The sequence below is a fragment of the Alcaligenes faecalis genome, from assembly GCF_005311025.1.
GTDB classification, from domain to species: domain Bacteria; phylum Pseudomonadota; class Gammaproteobacteria; order Burkholderiales; family Burkholderiaceae_B; genus Alcaligenes; species Alcaligenes phenolicus.
In genome coordinates, this window is sequence record NZ_CP031747.1 from 1,701,096 (window position 1) to 1,719,859 (window position 18,764).

The following is an 18,764-nucleotide window of genomic DNA, read 5'->3' on the forward strand; positions in this document are numbered from 1 at the left end:
AGAACTCCAATTGCAGAACGCTTAATACGTACTGCGGAAAGTGGTAGCGAACTACCAAGTTGACGTGCGCCGCGACCAGCGCACGCTAAAAAACTTAATCAGTGAACAAGGAGCTGACGGACTCGGCGTTGGAGATACGCAAGATGGTCTCGCCCAACAGTGCTGCACAGGACAGTTGGCGGATCTTGCTGCATTCACGTGCCTTGGCGGACAAAGGAATGGTGTCCGTTACAACCAGCTCGTTCAATTGGGACTGCGTAATACGTTCGATAGCTTCGCCCGAGAGCACAGGGTGCGTACAGTAGGCGTAAACCGCCTTGGCACCGCGCTCTTTCAGAGCTTCTGCCGCTTTGCACAGCGTACCGGCCGTATCCACCATATCGTCCATCAGGATGCAGGTGCGTCCGTTGACATCACCAATGATGTTCATGACTTCGGAGACGTTGGCACGTGGGCGACGCTTGTCGATAATGGCCAGGTCCACTTCCAGTTGCTTGGCCAGTGCACGTGCGCGCACCACACCACCGATGTCAGGCGAGACAACCACCATATCCTGGTAGTTACAGCGCCAGATATCGCCCAGCAAAATGGGGGAAGCGTAGATATTGTCGACAGGGATATCGAAGAAACCCTGGATTTGGTCAGCGTGCAGATCCATCATCATGACGCGATCGACACCGACCACTTGCAACATATTGGCCACGACTTTGGCAGAGATCGACACACGCGCCGAACGGGGGCGTCGATCCTGGCGGGCGTAACCAAAGTAAGGGATGGCGGCGGTGATGCGACCGGCCGAAGCACGGCGCAAGGCATCGACCATCACCATGATTTCCATCAGATTGTCGTTGGTGGGAGCACAGGTGGGCTGCAGAACGAAAACATCGCGACCGCGCACGTTCTCGTTGATTTCAACCATGGCTTCCCCATCAGAGAAGCGACCCACCGTCATTTTCCCCAGCGACATATCAAGGTGGTTGACGACATCGACAGCAAGGCGAGGATTAGCCGTGCCGGTGAAGATCATGAATCGGTCTTGTGCCATGATGGGAGATAGATTTTGATGCAGGAAAAGCAAAGCTGTTGATCGAAACCCCTACAAGGAAACGACTCAACAGCTTTACATTATCGCAGGCTAGGCCTGAAAGGTGGCTGGGGAAGAAGGATTCGAACCTTCGCATGCTGGAATCAAAATCCAGTGCCTTAACCAGCTTGGCGATTCCCCAAATACTTACTTAATCCAGTCGCGTAGCGGATGATCTTGCAAACCTGAACAAACCCAAGTTTGTTCGACCAGCAATTTACCACTATTTGATTCTTCGCTACCAGAAAAATCTATTTTACTGCTATTTTGGTCAATTTCAAACTGACCTGTCTTGGCGCTTTGTTCGTCTCTGCACTCAACAAACAAACAAGAACCTGAGCCCGTCATTCTAGCATTCAATTTTAATCTTTGCAAGCCCTGTTTTAAATTTCTTAAACCAGGATAAAGACTGAATGCTACTGACTCCAGATTGTTTCTGCCAAAATAAGGATTGTCGTCCTTGGCTTGCCAGAATTTTTCTTGCCAATCAGTAAAGAACGTCATTGTGATGGGTTTTTCATCACGTGTCAAGCATTCGGAGGTAAATATTTCCCCCGTGGATATAAATTGCGGCGGACGGATGATGATGTAGTGTCGTGGCGGCATCTGAATGGCCTGCAACTGCTCACCCACCCCTTGGGCAAATGCGGCCTGTCCGAATATAAAAACCGGCACATCAGCACCCAGGGGCAAGCCAATATCCATCAAGGCCTGACGGCTCAGGCCCAGGTTCCATAAACGATTCAGGGCAATCAAGGTGGTGGCCGCATCGCTGGAGCCGCCGCCCATCCCTGCTCCCGAAGGGATGTTCTTGATACAAGAGATGTCTACGCCTTGCCGAGCGCCGGTCGCTTGTTGCAGGGCACGAGCCGCTTTGATCACCAGATCCTGCTCAGGCTCCACATCGCTCAAGGTACTGTGTGCCCGATGGATCTGCCCATCGCTACGTGGTACGAAGCTCAGGTAATCATTCAGGTCCACAAAACGAAAAGCAGTTTGCAAGAAATGGTAGCCGTCCTCACGACGACCCGTGACGTGCAAAAACAGATTGATCTTGGCCGGAGCCGGGACATTGTAGAGCGCCATTACACAAACCTGCTCGGGACTTTACTGATCCACGACCAAGCGCACGCTGATGGAGCGGTTGGCTTCATGACGATTCAATTGCAGCAGGCGCGGGCCTTGTTCGTCGTAACGCGAGAGCGTCACACGCCAGCCGGACTGCTCGAAACTGTTTAGCTTTTGCTGATCATCCCGGCGTTCGCTTTGAACCGGGGCACTACCGGTGCGGCCATGCAGCCAGTCACGCAAGCCTGCAACAGGAACGGGACTGCCCAAGACCTGTTCAACCAGGGCATCGGGATGGGAGGCCATTTCCTGACTACCGTCTGTGCGTTCCAGAATGGCGCGCCCCGGTAACACCCAGACTCGCGCCAAGGTATTACCCAAAGGATTGCTCAAATCCAGCATCAGCTTTTGGCCGTCGTCGCGCCAGGAAAAGCCCCCCTGCACGGCTTCGACCTGCGAGCTGGAATGAGTCACGCTCAGCGCAAAACGGCCTGAACGAGACAAGGCGCTTGCCTCTTGCGACGCATCCGTAACGCTGCCAAGGTCAGATTTGGGCGGTGTCGCACAAGCACTGAGCAAAGCAACCAGGGCCAAAGCCCCTGCTCGGGTCCAAGCCCGCTGTTTCAAGATACTCACGGCAGCGGTACTCCCAGACGCTTGATGGTTTCTGTCAGTGTTCGGTTTTCGGGGTCTTTGCTCAAGCCAGCCCGAAAGACCAGCATGGCATCATCACGACGGCCTTTGACCCACAGCACTTCACCCAAGTGGGCGGCAACGTCCGCTTCAGGCAGGCGCTCGTAGGAACGCTGCAAGTATTCCAGCGCGGCTTGCAGATCGCCAACACGGAACAGATACCAGCCCACGCTATCCAGAATATAAGGATTGTCCGGCTCCAGTTCCATGGCGCGTTCCAGCAAATCCTGGGCCTCGTCCAGACGGCGATTCTGATCCGCATAGGTGTAGCCCAAAGCGTTATACGCATTGGCATGGTCCGGGCGCAGCTCAATAACACGACGCATCAAGGTTTCAAACTTGTCGTGCTTGGCGCGCTGCTCGTACAACATGGCCAGGTTGTATTTGATCTCGGCGCTATCGGGCAACTCACGGTCCGCCCGCTCCAGCACTTCCAGAGCCTGGTCGGTACGACCGCTGTCTTGGTAGATAGAGGAATACGTCAAAGCCACAACGACCTGTTCGCTCATGTCGCGTGGCCGGGAGTTTTCAAGGGTACGACGTGCTTGCGGCAGATTGCCTTGGCGAGCCTGCAGGACGGCTTTATGAATCTGGGCCTGGAAACGCAGCGCGGGCTCTTCAATCAAGTCCAGCTGGCGAATGGCTTCGTTCATATCGCCCTGAGCTTCAGCAATTTGCACCAAGGACAAGCGGGCTTCAGAAATACTGGCCAAAGCCGTATTGACGGCGTCGTTCAAGGACTGGCGGCGCTGCTGCTGAACCGCAATGTATTGCTCCAGCAATTTACGGGCTTGGTCAAACTCCTGGGCACGAATATGAATTTCGGCCTGGGTGTAGAGCAGATCAAAATCTTCAGGATTGGCGCGTTGCAAGGCGCTGACGATGGACTGGGCTTCGTCGAACTGCTGGCGCTCTACCAGCCGGTTGGCCAGCAGCAGTTGCAACTTGCGGCTATCCGGATTGGCTCGCACGAAGGTACGTGCACTTTGCAAGGCAGCCGAAGGATCAATCTTGATACCGTATTCCAGCACGCGCTGCGCGGCGGCTTCGGAATGCGGGTCCAGCTTCAGGGCTTCCCGTGCTTCGCGCTCGGCCCGGCTCATGTCCCCAGCACTCCAGGCGGTATCCGCCAAGGCCAGACGGGCAATGGGCAAGGAGCGCACGGGTTGCTGCAAGGCCTTGTCCAGCACTTCCAGCGCCAAACGGCGATCCACCATCTTGCTGACCATGCTCATGGCTTGGACCACGGCCTGCTCTTTATCCTGGGCGCGAGAGATACGCAGCCACAAGGCATCGGCCAAGCCTTCGGTCTGACCGCTGGAGGCTTCCAGGGCCAGAGCCGTTGCTTTAGCTTCGGGATCATTCGGGGCCAGCAAGGCCCATTCTTTAGCGGCGCGCAGCGCACGACCCAAATCACGGTCGGCCATGGCGTATTGAAAGGCGTTTTGAGCCAGGCGAGGATCGCTGGTGTCACGCGCCAAAGACAGGAAAGTCTGGCTGGCAACGTCGTATTCACCACGCGAAGCAGCCACTTCGGCAACCAGAATGCGATACAGAATGTCCGAAGTCAGGCTGACCAAAGGCAATTGCCCGCTGCGCAAACGAATCTTGTCAGCAGGCGGCTCCGCCTTGAGTATGGGAAGTGAGGGTTGGGCTTGCACCGAAACCGCTGCAAGCAACGACATCAGGCCCAGCTTTAGTGCTAAGGTCAGAGCATTCATCCAGAAAAACCCGTGCCCTGATACGCGCGACAAAACGCCCGATGGCACAATAAAGGAATCAGATTTGTTGATGGTATCACCCCCCCATGCCTGAACTGCCAGAAGTTGAAACAACTCGTCGCGGAATTGCGACGGTTATCCAGGGAAAAAATGTCCGACAATTCCTGGTTCACGAGCCCCGTCTGCGCTGGCCCGTGCCTGCCTCTTTGCCGCAATGGATTGAAGGCCAGGCCGTCCAGAATTGCACGCGTCGAGGCAAATACTTGTTGTTGCATTTTGAACAAGGCGTCCAGATCATCCATTTAGGAATGTCCGGCTCCCTGCGTCGTGTGGATCTGGATGAAGAACGCCGCAAGCACGATCATGCGGAATGGATCTTTGATGAGGCCCGCTTCCTGCTGCACGACCCACGACGATTTGGTGCGATATTATGGCACGCCCATAGGGACGGCCCTCTGGAAAACCACCTTTTACTACGTACTTTAGGCGTAGAACCTTTCGATCCCCTGTTCACCCCCGAGTATCTGCACCGACATCTGCAAGGGCGGCGCGTCGCCATCAAACAGGCCCTGCTGGGCGGCAAGATTGTGGTGGGAGTAGGCAATATCTACGCTTCCGAATCCTTGTTCCTGGCCGGTATTCACCCCGAACTGCCCGCCGGTGAAGTTTCCTTGCATCGCTGCGAAAAACTGCACTCGGCCATCTTGAGCACCTTGCAATCCGCCCTGGACTCCGGGGGCAGCACCTTGCGCGATTACGTCAATGCCAGTGGTGAACCGGGCGCTTACTTCGACATTCACGCCAATGTATATGAGCGTGCCGGCAAACCCTGCCCACGCTGCCAACAGCCTATCAAACGGATAGTCCAAGGCCAACGCGCGACCTATTACTGCTCGCGCTGCCAGCGCCGCTAAACCCTCCCCCTTTTTTCTGACAGCGTCTGATGCCGGTTCCGGCAGGCAGGCGCTCGTCTGCTTTTTTTCCAACTAAGCCTACCCTATTCAGGTATTCACCTATATCTAACTGATTCGCCATAAACTAATCTGACACCATCCCTATCGACTGTGGAGTCATTTTCATGAGCAAGTCCTTCGCCTCGCATAACGACCTGGAAGACAAAGTCGTTGCCTTTGAAAAACTGTCCGACAACGCCTACGCCTACACGGCTGAAGGTGATCCCAACACGGGCATCATCATTGGTGACGAGGCCATTATGGTGATCGACACCCAGGCCACGCCTGTCATGGCTGAAGACGTGATTCGCCGCATCCGCGAAGTCAGCGACAAACCCATCAAGTATGTCTTGCTATCGCACTACCACGCCGTGCGCGTGCTGGGTGCCTCGGCCTACAACGCCCAGGAAATCCTGGCCAGCCGCGACACCTACGACCTGATCGTGGAACGTGGCGAGCAGGACAAAGCCAGCGAAATCGGCCGTTTCCCCCGCCTGTTCCGCAACGCCGAATCCATTCCTCCCGGCCTGACCTGGCCCACCATGACCTTTGAAGGCCACATGACCGTGGACCTGGGCAATCTGGAAGTGCACCTGATGCAAGTGGGTCGTGGCCACACCAAGGGCGACACCATTGCCTGGCTGCCCAAGCAAAAAATCCTGTTCGCCGGTGACCTGGTGGAATACCAATCCACCCCGTACGCAGGCGACTGCTACTTTCGCGAATGGCCACGCACACTGGACCGTCTGGGCGACTTCAAAGCTGAACAAATGGTTCCTGGCCGTGGCCCGGCACTGAAAAACGCCACCGAAGTGCGTCAGGCCCTGGCTGGCACACGCGCGTTTCTGACAGACCTGTACTCCAGCGTGCAGCAAGGCGCAGCCGCCGGTAAAGACCTGAAGACCATTTACCGCGAAACCTACGATTTCATGAAGCCTCGCTACGCAGACTGGGTCATTTTTGATCACTGCATGCCCTTTGACGTGTCCCGTGCCTACGACGAAGTCAACGGCCACGAAGACCCACGCATCTGGACCGCCGAACGCGATCTGGAGATGTGGAAACAGCTCGAAGGTCAGTAAGACGCAAGGCCAGGGAGAAAGAAAATGGGAGACATTAATTACCAGACCCTGGAGCTGACGCAAGCGCCCCCACCGGCTACCCATGCCCGCCACCCCGTTGTGGTGGTGGGTGCCGGCCCGGTGGGGCTGACCATGGCCCTGGATCTGGCGGCCAAAGGCCACCGGGTCGTGATTCTGGACGACGACACCACGCTGTCCAAAGGGTCACGGGCCATTTGCTTTGCCAAACGCACCCTGGATATCTGGGATCGATTGGGCGTGGGCTCGCGCATGATGGACAAAGGCGTGTCCTGGAATGTGGGCAAGGTTTTTTTCCGCAATCAGGAAGTCTGGAGCTTCAATTTGCGGCCCGAAGAAGGCCACCAGCGCCCCGCTTTTATCAATTTGCAGCAGTATTACTGCGAAGGTTATCTCTACGAAGCAGTCTGCGCTCAGCCCCTGATCGAACTGCGTTCCGGCCATAAAGTGCTGAACGTGGTGAATCAGGCAGAAGGCGTGCATCTGGATATAGAAACCCAGCAAGGCAATTACACCCTGGAAGCAGAATGGCTGCTGGCCTGCGACGGCTCGCGCTCGGCCATTCGCCGTGCCTTGGGTGAAAGCAGCAGCGGACGCGTATTCAAGGACCGTTTCCTGATTGCAGACGTGCGCATGCAAGCCGACTTCCCCGCCGAGCGCTGGTTCTGGTTTGACCCGCCCTTCCACCCCAATCAATCTGTCTTGCTGCACAGCCAGCCGGACAACGTCTGGCGTATCGACTTCCAATTGGGCTGGGATGCCGACCCGGTTGAAGCCGTCAAACCAGAAAACGTGCTGCCCCGCATTCGTGCCCTCCTGGGTGCCGACGCCCCCTTTGAGCTGGAATGGGTCAGCATTTACACCTTTGCCTGCGAGCGCATGGAGCGCTTTCGCCATGGCCGTATTCTGTTTGCCGGAGACTCGGCCCACCGTGTCTCGCCTTTTGGCGCACGCGGCGCCAACAGCGGTATCCAGGACGCCGACAACCTGGCCTGGAAGCTGAATCTGGTTCTGAATGCCCAGGCTCCCGACAGCCTGCTGGACAGCTACAGCCATGAACGTGAATTGGCTGCAGACGAGAACATTCGCCATTCCAGCCGTTCAACAGATTTCATCACGCCTAAAAGCGAAGTCAGCCGCCTGTTCCGTGATGCGGCCCTGATTCTGGCGCGTCGCCACGCCTTTGCCCGTGTACTGGTCAATAGCGGCCGCCTGTCCTTGCCCAGCGCCTACCCAGACAGCCCCTTGAATACGGCTGACACACACGAGTTCTCCGCCACGGCCACACCGCTAGGAGCCTGCGTCCCCGATGCACCTATAGAACAAAACGGTCAGCAAGGCTGGTGGCTGGGCCAATTGGGCAGCGGCTTCACCCTGCTGGAATTTGGCGAAGGCCAGGCCAGCCAGTCTGAAGTGGTAGACGAACTGGTCGCCCAAGGTCTCTTGACCCGCCTGCGTGTCTGGCCCGCTGGCACCAGCGCTACCCAGGCCCAGGGCGGCATCATCGACAGCCAGGATATGCTGCGTCAGCGTTACGACGCCCAACCCGGTTCCTGCTATCTGATTCGCCCCGATCAACACCTGTGCGCCCGCTGGCGTCATCTGGATGGGCAAGCTGTCCAGGCTGCCTTGCACAAAGCCTGTGGCCATTTCCTGGAGAGTGCTTCATGTCTACACTGAATACCGATACCCCCCTGGAACGGGCTGACGATTTCTACCAAATGTTGATCGATGCCCACCAAGGCCTGAGCACAGCACAAAGTCATGCCATGAATGCCGCTTTGGTGCTGTTGCTGTGCAATCATGTCGGCTCGCTGGATGTGATCAAGCAAGCCTTGGACGCCGCCCGCCAGACCTGCCTGGAGCAGGCTGCCTGAATCTGGAGACCCCTAATGAGCTCTTTGAATTATCAGATTGGTTTTGGTAACGCTTTTGCCACCGAGGCTCTGCCCGGTGCGCTGCCACTGGGACGCAACTCGCCGCAGCGCTGCCCTTACGGGCTGTATGCCGAGCAGTTGTCCGGCACGGCCTTTACCGCGCCACGCGCCGATAACCGCCGCTCCTGGCTGTACCGCATTCGCCCCAGCGCCAAGCAAGGAGCATTTACGGCATTTGAAGGCGCTCCCCACTGGAACGAAGACTTTGGACAAGGCCCGGCCAACCCCAATCGCCTGCGCTGGAGCCCGCTGAATCTGCCCGGCAAGCCGACCGATTTTCTGGCTGGTGTCCATACCTGGGCAGGCAATGGCAGCAGCGATTCGCAAAGCGGCGTTGCCATCCATCTGTACGCCATCAACCAGTCCATGGGTCGGCGCGTGTTCTACAACGCCGACGCCGAAATGATGTTCGTGCCTGAGCAGGGCCGCCTGCGTCTGGTCAGCGAATTGGGCATCATGGAAATCGAGCCTTGCGAGATTGCCGTCATGCCGCGTGGCGTCCGCTTCAAGGTAGAGTTGCTGGACGATGTGGCCCGTGGTTACTTGCTGGAAAACTTCGGCGCCCCTCTGCGTTTGCCCGAACTGGGTCCGATCGGCTCTAACGGCCTGGCCAATGCCCGTGACTTCAAAACTCCAGTCGCCTGGTACGAAGATGTCAGCGAGCCTCATGAGTTGGTCACCAAATTCACAGGCGGCTTCTGGGTTGCGCAACTGACGCACTCGCCGCTGGACGTCGTAGCCTGGCATGGCACGCACGCCCCCTACAAATACGATTTACGCGACTTCAATGTGATCGGCTCGATCAGCTACGATCACCCCGATCCCTGCATTTTCAGTGTATTGACCTCGCCCTCCGACACCCCCGGCACGGCCAACCTGGACTTTGCGATTTTCCCGCCACGCATTCTGGCCATGGAAAACACCTTCCGCCCACCGTGGTTCCACCGTAACTTCGCCAGCGAATTCATGGGCCTGATCCAGGGTGTGTACGATGCCAAGGCCGATGGCTTTGCCCCCGGCGGCTCCAGCCTGCACAATTGCATGAGCCCGCATGGCCCCGATGCCAACACCTTTGACAAGGCCAGCAGTGCGGACTTGAGCAAGGCAGACTATCTGCGCGGTACCATGGCCTTTATGTTCGAGACCCGCAAAGTCATCCGCCCCTCGCCACAGGCCTTGCAAAGCGGCAGCCTGCAAGCCAATTACGATGCCGTCTGGGACGGACTGGAAAAACACTTCTCTACGGAACAAAAGGCATGACCCGACCTTATCTGAATGACACTCACGACCCCAAGCTGCAAAGCTGGGTGCCCGGCGCCAACGAGGCCGATAACGGTTTCCCCATCCAGAACCTGCCCTTTGCCGTGGCCCGTCGCCGTGACAGTCAGGAAGACTTCCGCGTCATGGTGGCTATCGGCCCTTACGCGCTGGACCTGGGCCTGCTGGCCTGCGATACCCCCTGGCACGGCAAAGCCGCCGACGCCCTGGCCGCTTGCGTCAAACCTGCACTGAACGGCCTGATGGCCTTGGGCCAGGAATACTGGAGCGCGCTGCGTGCCGCCTTGTCACATGACTTGCGCCAAGGCTCCTCAGCCGAGTCGCGCCTGCGCCCCATGCTGATCGAGCGCAGCAAGCTGGAATACGCCCTGCCCGCCCAAATTGGGGACTACACCGATTTCTATATTTCCGTGCACCACGCAACGGCGGTGGGCAAACAGTTCCGCCCTGATGCGCCCTTGCTGCCCAACTACAAGTGGGTACCCATTGGCTACCACGGCCGTGCCTCCAGCATCGGTGTGTCCGGCCAGCAATTCCCACGACCCGTCGGCCAGACCCGCCCACCCGAAGGGCAGGAGCAGCCCAATTTTGGTCCTTGCCAACGCCTGGACTTCGAACTGGAAATGGGCATTCTGATTGGCAAAGGCAACGAAGCCGGTCGCCGTATCCCTATCGCTCAGGCAGACGAGCACGTTTTTGGCCTGTGCCTGTTCAATGACTGGTCGGCGCGCGATCTGCAAGCCTGGGAATACCAGCCTCTGGGCCCCTTCCTGGCCAAGAACTTTGCCTCGACGATCTCCCCCTGGGTAGTGACACTGGAAGCCCTGGCTCCCTTCCGTCGCCCCTTCAGCCGCCCCGAGTCTGATCCCCAGCCTCTGCCTTATTTGCAGGATCAGACCAACCAGGAAAGTGGCGTTCTGGACGTGGAACTGGAGGTGTACCTGAGCACCGAACAGTCTCGCCAGCAAAAGAAAGACCCCGCTTTGCTCTCGCGCAGCAACTTCAAGGAAGCGTATTGGACTGTGGCCCAATTGGTCGCCCATCACAGCGTCAACGGCTGCAATCTGCAAACTGGAGACCTGCTGGGCACCGGCACCTTGTCCGGCCCGGCCAAGGGTCAGGAAGGCTCCTTGCTGGAAATGAACCAGGGCGGCAAAAACCCCATCGACCTGCCTTGGGGCGAACAGCGTAAATTCCTGGAAGATCAGGACGAGATCATTTTGAAAGGCCTGTGCCGTCAAGATGGCTACCCGACCCTGTCTTTTGGTGAATGTGCCGGTCGAGTATTGCCTGCCGTGCCTTAAATTCAAGACACCTTTGTAAACGACACCCCGCAGCCGGTATCTGGCTTCGGGGTGTTTTTACGTAAAGCTTTATCGAAACAGGCTCGCAAAAACAAAAAAGGGACTTGAAGTCCCTTTTTGCAAACTCAGAGAGCCCTAGGCAGGCAATTGCTTATGTCTGGCCCAAGACCAGAGGATATAAAACAGAACGCAGCCATACAGCCCCAGCACAGCGCCTGAAGCCAGCACCTGGCTAAGAAAATGGTAGCCCTGCATGATGCGTAGAAAGCCGAACAGCAAACCGGCGCTGATGCCCAGCACAAAGCCCCCGGCGGCCAGTTTGCGGCAGCCTGTCATGACGCCCACAAAGAACAGGGACAGGAGCACAAAGCCGGATGCGGCATGAGCACTGGGCAAGGCATTGCCTGCCTCAGCCCAGGAATGCGCCCAGAAGTAGGTGGGCATGGATTCTATACCGCCAAACATGGCCAGATTAAAGGGTCTTGGCATGGCGGTCAGATGTTTCAGGACGCCTACCATTAACGGGCCACTACCCATGAAGAAAGCCGCCCCCGCCCAAGCCAGTTGGCGGCGGGAACCCTTGGGCTGCCGCCAGGCCACGATCGTCCATACCACTGCGCCGCCAAAGGGAACGAACCACACCAGCCTGCGCCCGAATAAATCGACAAAAGGCTGCAATCGCCAGGAAAAATCCTGGACTTGTGGGTCATAGAAATAGGCACTGAGTGACAGGTCCGTTGCTGAACCCATCGTCACTGCCGCAACGATTCCCAAAACAGTAAAAAAAACGGCACTGGCAACGATATAAGGACGAAAAAACATCTACACACCAAGTAGCTTCAATCAATCGGGCAATACTTTACCGGGGTTCATGATCCCCAAAGGATCCAGCGCCGTCTTGATCTGCTTCATCAAGGCCAGGGAAACCGGGTCTTTATAACGGGGCAGCAGTTGGCGCTTGAGCTGGCCTACGCCATGTTCGGCACTGATGGAGCCATGGAAACGGTGCACGCTGTCATGGACCAGCGCATAGATCTCATCCTGACGCTTCAGCAGCTCTTCCTCCGTGAAGGCCGTGCCGCGCGCGACGTTGTAGTGCAGGTTGCCATCACCCAAGTGCCCGAATGTCACGTTTTCCAGACCCGGGAAGGCTTCTTGCAAAGCCTTGTCCGTCTCGTGCACGAACTGGGACATCACGGACACAGGGATGGACACATCATGCTTGATGCTTTTCCCATAGGCTTTCTCTGCCAGTGGAATGCTTTCACGCAAATGCCAGAGCGCCTTGCTTTGTGCGATGGTCTCGGCGATAACGGCGTCTTGCACCAGATCTTGTTCCAGAGCCTGACCGATCACGCTTTCAAAACGCTCGCGGGCATGCTCCAGGCTTTCGCTATCAGACAGCTCCAGCAAGGCATACCAGGCTGCTTTTTCAGCTGGGCCCTGGAAAGGCATGCGTTGATCGGGGTAGCAGTGCAACACAGCTTGCAAGCAGTTGCCTGCAATCAACTCAAAGCCCGTCAAGGAAGCGGCCAGACCCTGACGGGCCAGAGCCAGCACTTGTACGGCATCTTCAATTGTGTTGAGCGCCAGCAAAGCGGTGCACGCTGCTACGGGCTGGGGATAGAGCTTGATGGTCGCGGCGGTGATGATACCCAGGGTGCCTTCGCTACCAATAAACAGGTTGCGCAGGTCGTAACCGGTATTGTCTTTGCGCAGCCCAAGCAGCCCATGCAGAATTTCACCTTGGGCAGTCACCACTTCCAGTCCCAGGGTCAGGTCGCGAGCATTGCCGTAACGCAAAACCTGCGTACCGCCTGCATTGGTGGCCAGATTGCCGCCAATCGTGCAGCTGCCTTCTGCGGCCAGACTCAAGGGGAACAGACGCTGATGATCGCGGGCGGCCTGCTGCACATTTTGCAAAATGCAGCCTGCTTCCACCACCATGGTGTCGTTGTCGGTATCCACGCTGCGAATCTTGTTCAGGCGCTCCAAAGACAGCACCAGCGCAGTGGCGCTGTTGTCCGGCGTTGCGCCCCCGCACAAACCGGTATTGCCGCCTTGAGGGACGATGGGCACGCGGTGCTGCGCGCATAGACGCACAACCTGGGCCACTTCTTCCGTCGTTGCAGGCCGGGCCACCGCCAAGGCAGTACCGGTATAGCGTCCACGCCAATCCTCCAGGTACTGCTGCATGGATTGTCCTGTCAGCACATGTTGCTGACCAATACGCTGTTCAAGTTCGTTCAGAAAAGTCATGACCCAAGCCACTCAAGAAAAACAATCAGGCGCTCTTGCTGTCGCGCTACAGCTCTTAATGGTAACTCACGAAAGCCGGTGGCATTCGCGCTAAACTTCTTTCTTTGTGTATTCGTTCAGGACGCGACAGTGACCCACATTCCCGCTCTACCGACCGCTGTATTCAAAGCCTACGATATTCGGGGCACCGTTCCCGAGCAACTGAATCCCGACTTCGCCTACCAATTAGGTCTGGCCCTGGCGGCCTTGGCCCGTGAACAAAGCGTGCAAACCCTGGTAGTGGGTTACGACGGCCGCCACAGCAGCCCTGCTCTGTCTCGTGCCCTGCAACAAGGGATCCAGGCAGGCGGAATCGACACAGTCGATCTGGGTATGGTTCCTACTCCCGTCGTCTATTTTGCGGCCAATGTACTGGAAACCGGCTCGGGCGTAGCCATCACAGGTAGCCATAATCCGTCCAACTACAACGGCTTCAAGATGATGATGGCCGGCAAGACCTTGCACGGCCAGGATATCCAGGGCCTGATGATACGCATGCAAGCCGGTATTGAGCCTGCGGCTCAAGCAGGCACCGGCGAGAAAAAGGACTTGCTGGACCAGTACGTCAGCACCATCGCCGAACGTGTCAAACTGGCCCGTCCCATGAAAATTGCCCTGGACTGCGGCAACGGCGTGGGTGGCGTCGTGGCTGCTCGCCTGTTCAAGGCCCTGGGTTGCGAAGTGGACATGCTGTTTGAGGATGTAGACGGCAGCTTCCCCAATCACCACCCGGACCCGGCCGAGCCGCACAACCTGCAAGACCTGATCTCCCATGTTCAAAACACGGACTGCGAAGTGGGTCTGGCCTTTGACGGCGATGCCGACCGCCTGGGTGTGGTGACTCGAACGGGTCAGATCATCTGGCCTGATCGTCAGTTGATTCTGTACGCGCGCGATATTTTGCAGCGCGAACCTGGCTCCACGATTATTTTTGACGTGAAATGCAGCCGCCACGTCGCTCTGGAAATTGCCAAGGCCGGGGGTGAGCCCTTGATGTGGCAAACCGGCCATTCGCTGATCAAGGCCAAACTGGCCGAAACGGGTGCCCCTTTAGCGGGCGAAATGAGCGGCCACGTGTTCTTCAAGGAAGGCTGGTACGGCTTTGATGATGGCTTGTACACAGGCGCACGTCTGCTGGCGATTCTCTCGCGCGGTGACAACCCGACGGCAGAGTTGGAAGCCTTGCCGCAAGACCTGTCCACACCGGAACTGAAACTGCCGCTGGCCGAAGGCGAGCCTCATGCCTTGATTGCCCGCCTGCAAAAAGAAGGCCGTTTCCCCAGTTCCAATCAGCTCAACACGATTGATGGTGTACGTGCCGAGTACCCGGACGGCTTCGGTCTGGCTCGCGCCTCCAATACCACTCCAGTGATTGTGCTGCGTTTTGAGGCCCAGTCCCAAGAGGCGCTGGATCGGATCCAGGGAGAATTCCGGGCGGCACTGCTGGCTTTGAAGCCGGATGCAGCATTGCCTTTCTAAGGCCGTGGAAGTTCACTCATACCCAGATCCCTGCTCGCTGGTCTCTAGTCTCTAGTCTCTAGTCTCTAGTCTCTAGTCTCTAGTCTCTAGTCTCTAGTCTCTAGTCTCCAGCGCAGTATAAAAATGCCTCCACGCGGCAACTTTGGCTTGCTGTCCCCAAAGGGGGCACTTTTTACCGGGACGACTAGCCCTGGGGCAGCACAGCGATAAAAAAAGAGCTGCACTGCCTCTGAAACCTTGGATTCAACCCCAAGTCACAGCAAGCAGTTCAGCCCGTTTTTTATGCCTTGGCCCAAGCCCCAGGCAGCCAAAGCCTTAACGGCTCAAATACTGATACAGATCCAGATGAGCCTCGCTGATACGGCCTATATCAAAAGCCTCTTCAGCCAGACGGCGGCTTTCCGCCCCCATGGCTTGCCGCTTGGCCGTATCTTCACCCAAGTCCATCACAGCCGCCGCCAATGCCTGCGCATTACGCACTGGCACCAGTACACCGGTCACGCCAGGTTCGATGGCATCACGGCAACCGGGTACATCCGTTGTAACCACCGCGCGCCCGCAGGCTGCGGCTTCTACCAAGGACTTAGGCAGGCCCTCACGGTAGGACGGCAGCACGGCAATGTGTGATTGAGCGTAAAGCTGCGCAATATCGCTACGTTCGCCCAGACACTCCACCACGCCCTGCTTTTGCCAGCTCTGCCACTCCTGATCGCTGATACTGGCCGGATTACCGGGGTCGGGACTGCCAGCCAGTACCCATTTAACCGGGCTACCTTGAGCAGCGCTGATGCGTGCAGCTTCAACAAACTCACGCACACCTTTATCTACCAGCAGGCGCGATACCATCAGGGCAACGGGCGGGCCTTCGGGCTCTGGCAAAGCCTGAAACTGATTCAAGTCCACGCCTGAGCCACGAATCAGGACGCACTGATCGCGTTTGACAACACGGTCTTCCAGCAAGACATCACGGTCATTGCTGTTCTGGAAAATCACGCGGCTATTCGGATGTCCCAAGGCAATGCGGTAAAGCTGCAGGGCAATCCAGCGCACCGGATCAAAGGACTTGTCGCGCTTGGTAAATACATAGCCCAGCCCGGATACAGCGGCCAGAAAACCAGGCACGCCGGCCAGTCGCGCTGCAATCCCTCCATACAGAACCGGCTTGATGGTGACCGCATGCACCAGCTCCGGACGCTCACGGCGAAACAAACGCCACAGGGCCCAAATAGTTTGCAGCTCTTGCAAGGGGTTGGTCCCGCTGCGTGTCATGGGCAAAGCATGGTGATGCAGGCCGTGACGCTCGATCTCGGCAACCGCCGGGCCGTCCATGGTGGCGACATGCACGTCATAACCCTCACGTTGAGCGGCTTGCGCCAAAGGCAAACGATGCGACAGGAAAAAAGCGGGGTTATTGACCACGAACATCAGCATGCGCGTTTTCTTGCTGGTATCGTCCGTCAAGGCACTCAAGGCCTGACGGCTGCGCTTGCGCTTGGGGGGATACTGCGCCGTCAAGGTCTTCCAGGCCTGCGTGTAATTCTTGACCATGCCTTCCAGGGAGAACAGGCGGGCAACCCGTTCACGCGCATGCTCATGACGAGCCTGCCAGGAAGGCGCACCCAGTTCATCCACCGCGCTATTGATCGCGCCTGCCAAAGCTTCAGCATTGCTGGGGGGAACAATCCAGCCCTCATTACCAACGATCAAGGCAGCATCACCCACATCGGTGACCACATTGGACACCCCCGCAGCCATTGCTTCGCAGACCACGTTGGGAAAACCTTCTGCCGAGCTGGACAAGACATGCACGTCCAGCGCATTCATCAGGCGAGGGACATCGCTGCGTCGTCCCATCAGGATGACGCTCTCGCGCAACTGATGCTGATCCAGCAAGCGCATCAAGGTTTCGTTATTGCTGTCCATGCCATCGCCAATCAAAAGGCAACGCAAGCCCGGATGACGGTGCAGGCTGCGAGCTAAGGCGGCCAGCAGATTGGGATGATCTTTAAGCGGATTCCAGCGGGCCACACTGCCAATGACAGGCGTATCCAGTGACAGGCCCAATTCTTCGCGCACTTCTTCACGTGCCTGCGGGTCAGGATGCCAACGGCTTAGATCGTAGCCATTGGGAATCACTTTCATGATGTCGGCGCGATAGCCCCACTGCTTGTGACGTCGGGCGGCATTTTCTGCGCAGGACACAATCAAATTGGGAATAAAGCGTGACAGGCGGGCGCACAGCCAGGCCACCATACGAGCTTTCGGGCTGCCTTGATACAGATTCGCGCCGGAATTACGAATACCCCAGGACACAGCCGGAATGCCGACCAGTCGCGCTGCGGCACCACCGATCAGATCGGAGTGATACATCCAGGTCTGCACCACATCGGGCTGCAAATCGCGCAGCAAGCGCGTCAGCGATCGCAGACCTTTCAAAAAGCCCAGCGGCGAGTGCATGTGCAGGCAGTACAAAGGAATGTCTGCAGCCCGTAGTTGCGGCCCGAAAACATCTTCCTCGCCCAGAGAAATCACAATATGTTCGGTATCTTGACCGGGTGCTGTCACCAAGCGGAACAAGACGGTTTCTGCCCCACCCTGCCCCAGTCCCGCAATAATATGCACGACTCGCAAGGGCGGCGTTACTTTCTCCAGCTTGTCATCCACGGCGTCTGTGTCCTGATTGAACGACCTTGGCTGCATTGCACTCATGCTTTGGCTCCCTCTTCGATACCGCCACGGGCGGCCTGAAAGACCTGGTCCCAGTTAAGCAAAACCTGCTCTAGTTCATAACGCTGACGCACCGCTGCAGCGGCACGACGGCCCAAGACGCCCCGAAAGACGCCATCCCCCATCAGCTCGGCCAGGGCGGCAGTCAGGGCACCTTCATCCCCTACCGGCACCAGCAGGGCATCCTTGCCATCGGAACTGATTTCGCGCGGGCCGCTGGGGCAATCAACCGTCACGGCGGGCAGGCCCATGGCCATGGCTTCCAGCAACACGTTCGGAAAACCCTCTACTTCCGAAGTCATGACAAAGGCATGGGAGCGCGCCATTTCCTGCCAGGGCTCAGCGGTCTTGCCGGCCAGTTCGATACGATCGCCCGCGCCGGACATGGCAATCTGCTGCACCAATTGGGCTCGCTGCGGGCCATCGCCCCAGATTTTCAATTTCCATTCCGGATGCTCGGCGGCCAGGCCTGCAAATACGCGGATCAAGACATCAAAACGTTTGGAGGGCACCAGACGCCCCATGGCCATCAAGGTGCAGTGACGGTTCTCCTCCACCCGCACCTCGCGCTGCACGGCATTCAAGGCCTGCGGCAAGGGGTTGGGAACCACCATGACCTGCTTCATGCCCGGCACCATGGCCTGGAACGCCGCCACACTGGCTCGGGTTTGCACAGTCACTACCTGCGCCTTGGGGTACAGACGGCGGCGCAGGCTTTGCAGCAGCTTGCCTGCGCTGCTGCTAAAGGCCGGGTTGGTGCGTTCACCCACCACAATAGGGACGCCCATGCCGCCCAGCCCCAGCAACACATTGATATTCACATTGGTCAGAAAAGACACGATGACATCAGGCTGTTTTTCATGCACCAGCTTGCGCATGGCGCGCAGCTTGGCCAAGGGTTTGGGCAACCAGCTACCGCGCATGCGATGGGCCAGCCACACCAGTTCCACCTTGGAGTCAATAGGGTAAAAGGCGCTGCCTCCTCCACTATAAGTAGGCACCAGGGTGACCTGATCGCCCCGCAAACCCCAGGCATTGGCCAGGGTGGAAGCGACGCGCTCGGCGCCGCCTGCGTTCAGGGAGCTGACGAAAAACAGAATATTCACTGGGCCTCCGTGGGCT

The 18,764-nt window shown here is 57.7% G+C and carries 15 protein-coding genes, 1 tRNA gene and 1 pseudogene; 7 read left to right on the forward strand and 10 right to left on the reverse strand.

The window, feature by feature from the left end:
* Window positions 1–94: 94 nt before the first annotated feature.
* The 5 genes from D0C27_RS07750 to D0C27_RS07770 form a co-directional block, all read right to left on the reverse strand.
* Complete coding sequence (locus D0C27_RS07750; protein ID WP_009461085.1) at window positions 95–1,045, reverse strand: ribose-phosphate pyrophosphokinase; 951 nt, start codon at window positions 1,043–1,045, stop codon at window positions 95–97.
* Window positions 1,046–1,149: 104 nt separating this feature from the next.
* A tRNA-Gln gene (locus D0C27_RS07755) sits at window positions 1,150–1,226 on the reverse strand.
* A 5-nt stretch (window positions 1,227–1,231) separates the two neighbouring features.
* Entirely contained in the window at window positions 1,232–2,170 is a 939-nt protein-coding gene (gene ispE, locus D0C27_RS07760) for a 4-(cytidine 5'-diphospho)-2-C-methyl-D-erythritol kinase (RefSeq protein ID WP_137430715.1), read from the reverse strand.
* A 21-nt stretch (window positions 2,171–2,191) separates the two neighbouring features.
* Entirely contained in the window at window positions 2,192–2,782 is a 591-nt protein-coding gene (locus D0C27_RS07765) for an outer membrane lipoprotein LolB (protein WP_407842977.1), read from the reverse strand.
* A 2-nt stretch (window positions 2,783–2,784) separates the two neighbouring features.
* A complete protein-coding gene (locus D0C27_RS07770; RefSeq protein WP_226348149.1) occupies window positions 2,785–4,530 on the reverse strand; it encodes a tetratricopeptide repeat protein in 1,746 nt (581 codons plus the stop codon).
* Window positions 4,531–4,652: 122 nt separating this feature from the next.
* Here D0C27_RS07770 and mutM point away from each other — a divergent pair, with 122 nt between their 5' ends.
* The 6 genes from mutM to fahA all read left to right on the forward strand — a co-directional run bounded on the left by mutM (window position 4,653) and on the right by fahA (window position 11,138).
* Window positions 4,653–5,480, forward strand: a complete 828-nt coding sequence (mutM, locus tag D0C27_RS07775) for a bifunctional DNA-formamidopyrimidine glycosylase/DNA-(apurinic or apyrimidinic site) lyase (protein WP_035271243.1) — start codon at window positions 4,653–4,655, stop codon at window positions 5,478–5,480.
* A 164-nt stretch (window positions 5,481–5,644) separates the two neighbouring features.
* The gene (locus D0C27_RS07780; protein WP_009461090.1) at window positions 5,645–6,601 is read left to right on the forward strand and encodes an MBL fold metallo-hydrolase; all 957 of its coding nucleotides are present in this window, start codon (window positions 5,645–5,647) and stop codon (window positions 6,599–6,601) included.
* A 24-nt stretch (window positions 6,602–6,625) separates the two neighbouring features.
* Window positions 6,626–8,299 (forward strand): FAD-dependent oxidoreductase, encoded by a 1,674-nt coding sequence (locus D0C27_RS07785; protein WP_060186282.1) that lies wholly within the window; start codon window positions 6,626–6,628, stop codon window positions 8,297–8,299.
* A complete protein-coding gene (locus D0C27_RS07790) occupies window positions 8,287–8,496 on the forward strand; it encodes a DUF2783 domain-containing protein (RefSeq protein ID WP_009461092.1) in 210 nt (69 codons plus the stop codon). Before D0C27_RS07785 ends, D0C27_RS07790 begins: the two co-directional genes overlap by 13 nt.
* Before the next feature lie 15 nt (window positions 8,497–8,511).
* A complete protein-coding gene (gene hmgA / locus D0C27_RS07795; protein ID WP_026485049.1) occupies window positions 8,512–9,816 on the forward strand; it encodes a homogentisate 1,2-dioxygenase in 1,305 nt (434 codons plus the stop codon).
* Window positions 9,813–11,138, forward strand: coding sequence for a fumarylacetoacetase (gene fahA / locus D0C27_RS07800; protein WP_009461093.1), 1,326 nt, complete (start codon window positions 9,813–9,815; stop codon window positions 11,136–11,138). The genes hmgA and fahA overlap by 4 nt, the downstream gene beginning before the upstream one ends.
* A gap of 135 nt (window positions 11,139–11,273) precedes the next feature.
* Here the strand turns inward: fahA and D0C27_RS07805 are convergent, their stop codons facing one another.
* Window positions 11,274–11,960, reverse strand: coding sequence for a phosphatase PAP2 family protein (locus D0C27_RS07805; RefSeq protein WP_009461094.1), 687 nt, complete (start codon window positions 11,958–11,960; stop codon window positions 11,274–11,276).
* Between the two features lie 21 nt (window positions 11,961–11,981).
* Complete coding sequence (locus D0C27_RS07810) at window positions 11,982–13,397, reverse strand: FAD-binding oxidoreductase (RefSeq protein WP_009461095.1); 1,416 nt, start codon at window positions 13,395–13,397, stop codon at window positions 11,982–11,984.
* 129 nt (window positions 13,398–13,526) lie between these two features.
* Here D0C27_RS07810 and D0C27_RS07815 point away from each other — a divergent pair, with 129 nt between their 5' ends.
* Window positions 13,527–14,915, forward strand: a complete 1,389-nt coding sequence (locus tag D0C27_RS07815; protein WP_137430717.1) for a phosphomannomutase/phosphoglucomutase — start codon at window positions 13,527–13,529, stop codon at window positions 14,913–14,915.
* 315 nt (window positions 14,916–15,230) lie between these two features.
* On the opposite strand, the gene D0C27_RS19650 is transcribed toward D0C27_RS07815, so the two are convergent.
* The 3 genes and pseudogenes from D0C27_RS19650 to D0C27_RS07825 form a co-directional block, all read right to left on the reverse strand.
* Window positions 15,231–16,346, reverse strand: coding sequence for a glycosyltransferase family 4 protein (locus D0C27_RS19650; RefSeq protein WP_060186330.1), 1,116 nt, complete (start codon window positions 16,344–16,346; stop codon window positions 15,231–15,233).
* A 207-nt stretch (window positions 16,347–16,553) separates the two neighbouring features.
* A pseudogene (locus D0C27_RS19655) lies at window positions 16,554–17,624 on the reverse strand (glycosyltransferase family 4 protein); the annotation flags it as partial.
* Entirely contained in the window at window positions 17,621–18,748 is a 1,128-nt protein-coding gene (locus tag D0C27_RS07825) for a glycosyltransferase family 4 protein (RefSeq protein WP_009461098.1), read from the reverse strand. The pseudogene D0C27_RS19655 and the gene D0C27_RS07825, both read right to left, overlap by 4 nt.
* Window positions 18,749–18,764: the final 16 nt, after the last annotated feature.

Excerpts from the sequence above, each read along its gene's own strand:
- hmgA (WP_026485049.1), top strand. The coding sequence starts at position 8,512 with ATGAGCTCTTTGAATTATCAGATTGGTTTTGGTAACGCTTTTGCCACC.
- D0C27_RS07810 (WP_009461095.1), bottom strand. The coding sequence starts at position 13,397 with ATGACTTTTCTGAACGAACTTGAACAGCGTATTGGTCAGCAACATGTG.
- D0C27_RS07785 (WP_060186282.1), top strand. The coding sequence starts at position 6,626 with ATGGGAGACATTAATTACCAGACCCTGGAGCTGACGCAAGCGCCCCCA.
- D0C27_RS07780 (WP_009461090.1), top strand. The coding sequence starts at position 5,645 with ATGAGCAAGTCCTTCGCCTCGCATAACGACCTGGAAGACAAAGTCGTT.
- mutM (WP_035271243.1), top strand. The coding sequence starts at position 4,653 with ATGCCTGAACTGCCAGAAGTTGAAACAACTCGTCGCGGAATTGCGACG.
- D0C27_RS07805 (WP_009461094.1), bottom strand. The coding sequence starts at position 11,960 with ATGTTTTTTCGTCCTTATATCGTTGCCAGTGCCGTTTTTTTTACTGTT.
- D0C27_RS07770 (WP_226348149.1), bottom strand. The coding sequence starts at position 4,530 with ATGTCGTTGCTTGCAGCGGTTTCGGTGCAAGCCCAACCCTCACTTCCC.
- D0C27_RS07790 (WP_009461092.1), top strand. The coding sequence starts at position 8,287 with ATGTCTACACTGAATACCGATACCCCCCTGGAACGGGCTGACGATTTC.
- ispE (WP_137430715.1), bottom strand. The coding sequence starts at position 2,170 with ATGGCGCTCTACAATGTCCCGGCTCCGGCCAAGATCAATCTGTTTTTG.
- fahA (WP_009461093.1), top strand. The coding sequence starts at position 9,813 with ATGACCCGACCTTATCTGAATGACACTCACGACCCCAAGCTGCAAAGC.
- D0C27_RS19650 (WP_060186330.1), bottom strand. The coding sequence starts at position 16,346 with ATGCTGATGTTCGTGGTCAATAACCCCGCTTTTTTCCTGTCGCATCGT.
- D0C27_RS07750 (WP_009461085.1), bottom strand. The coding sequence starts at position 1,045 with ATGGCACAAGACCGATTCATGATCTTCACCGGCACGGCTAATCCTCGC.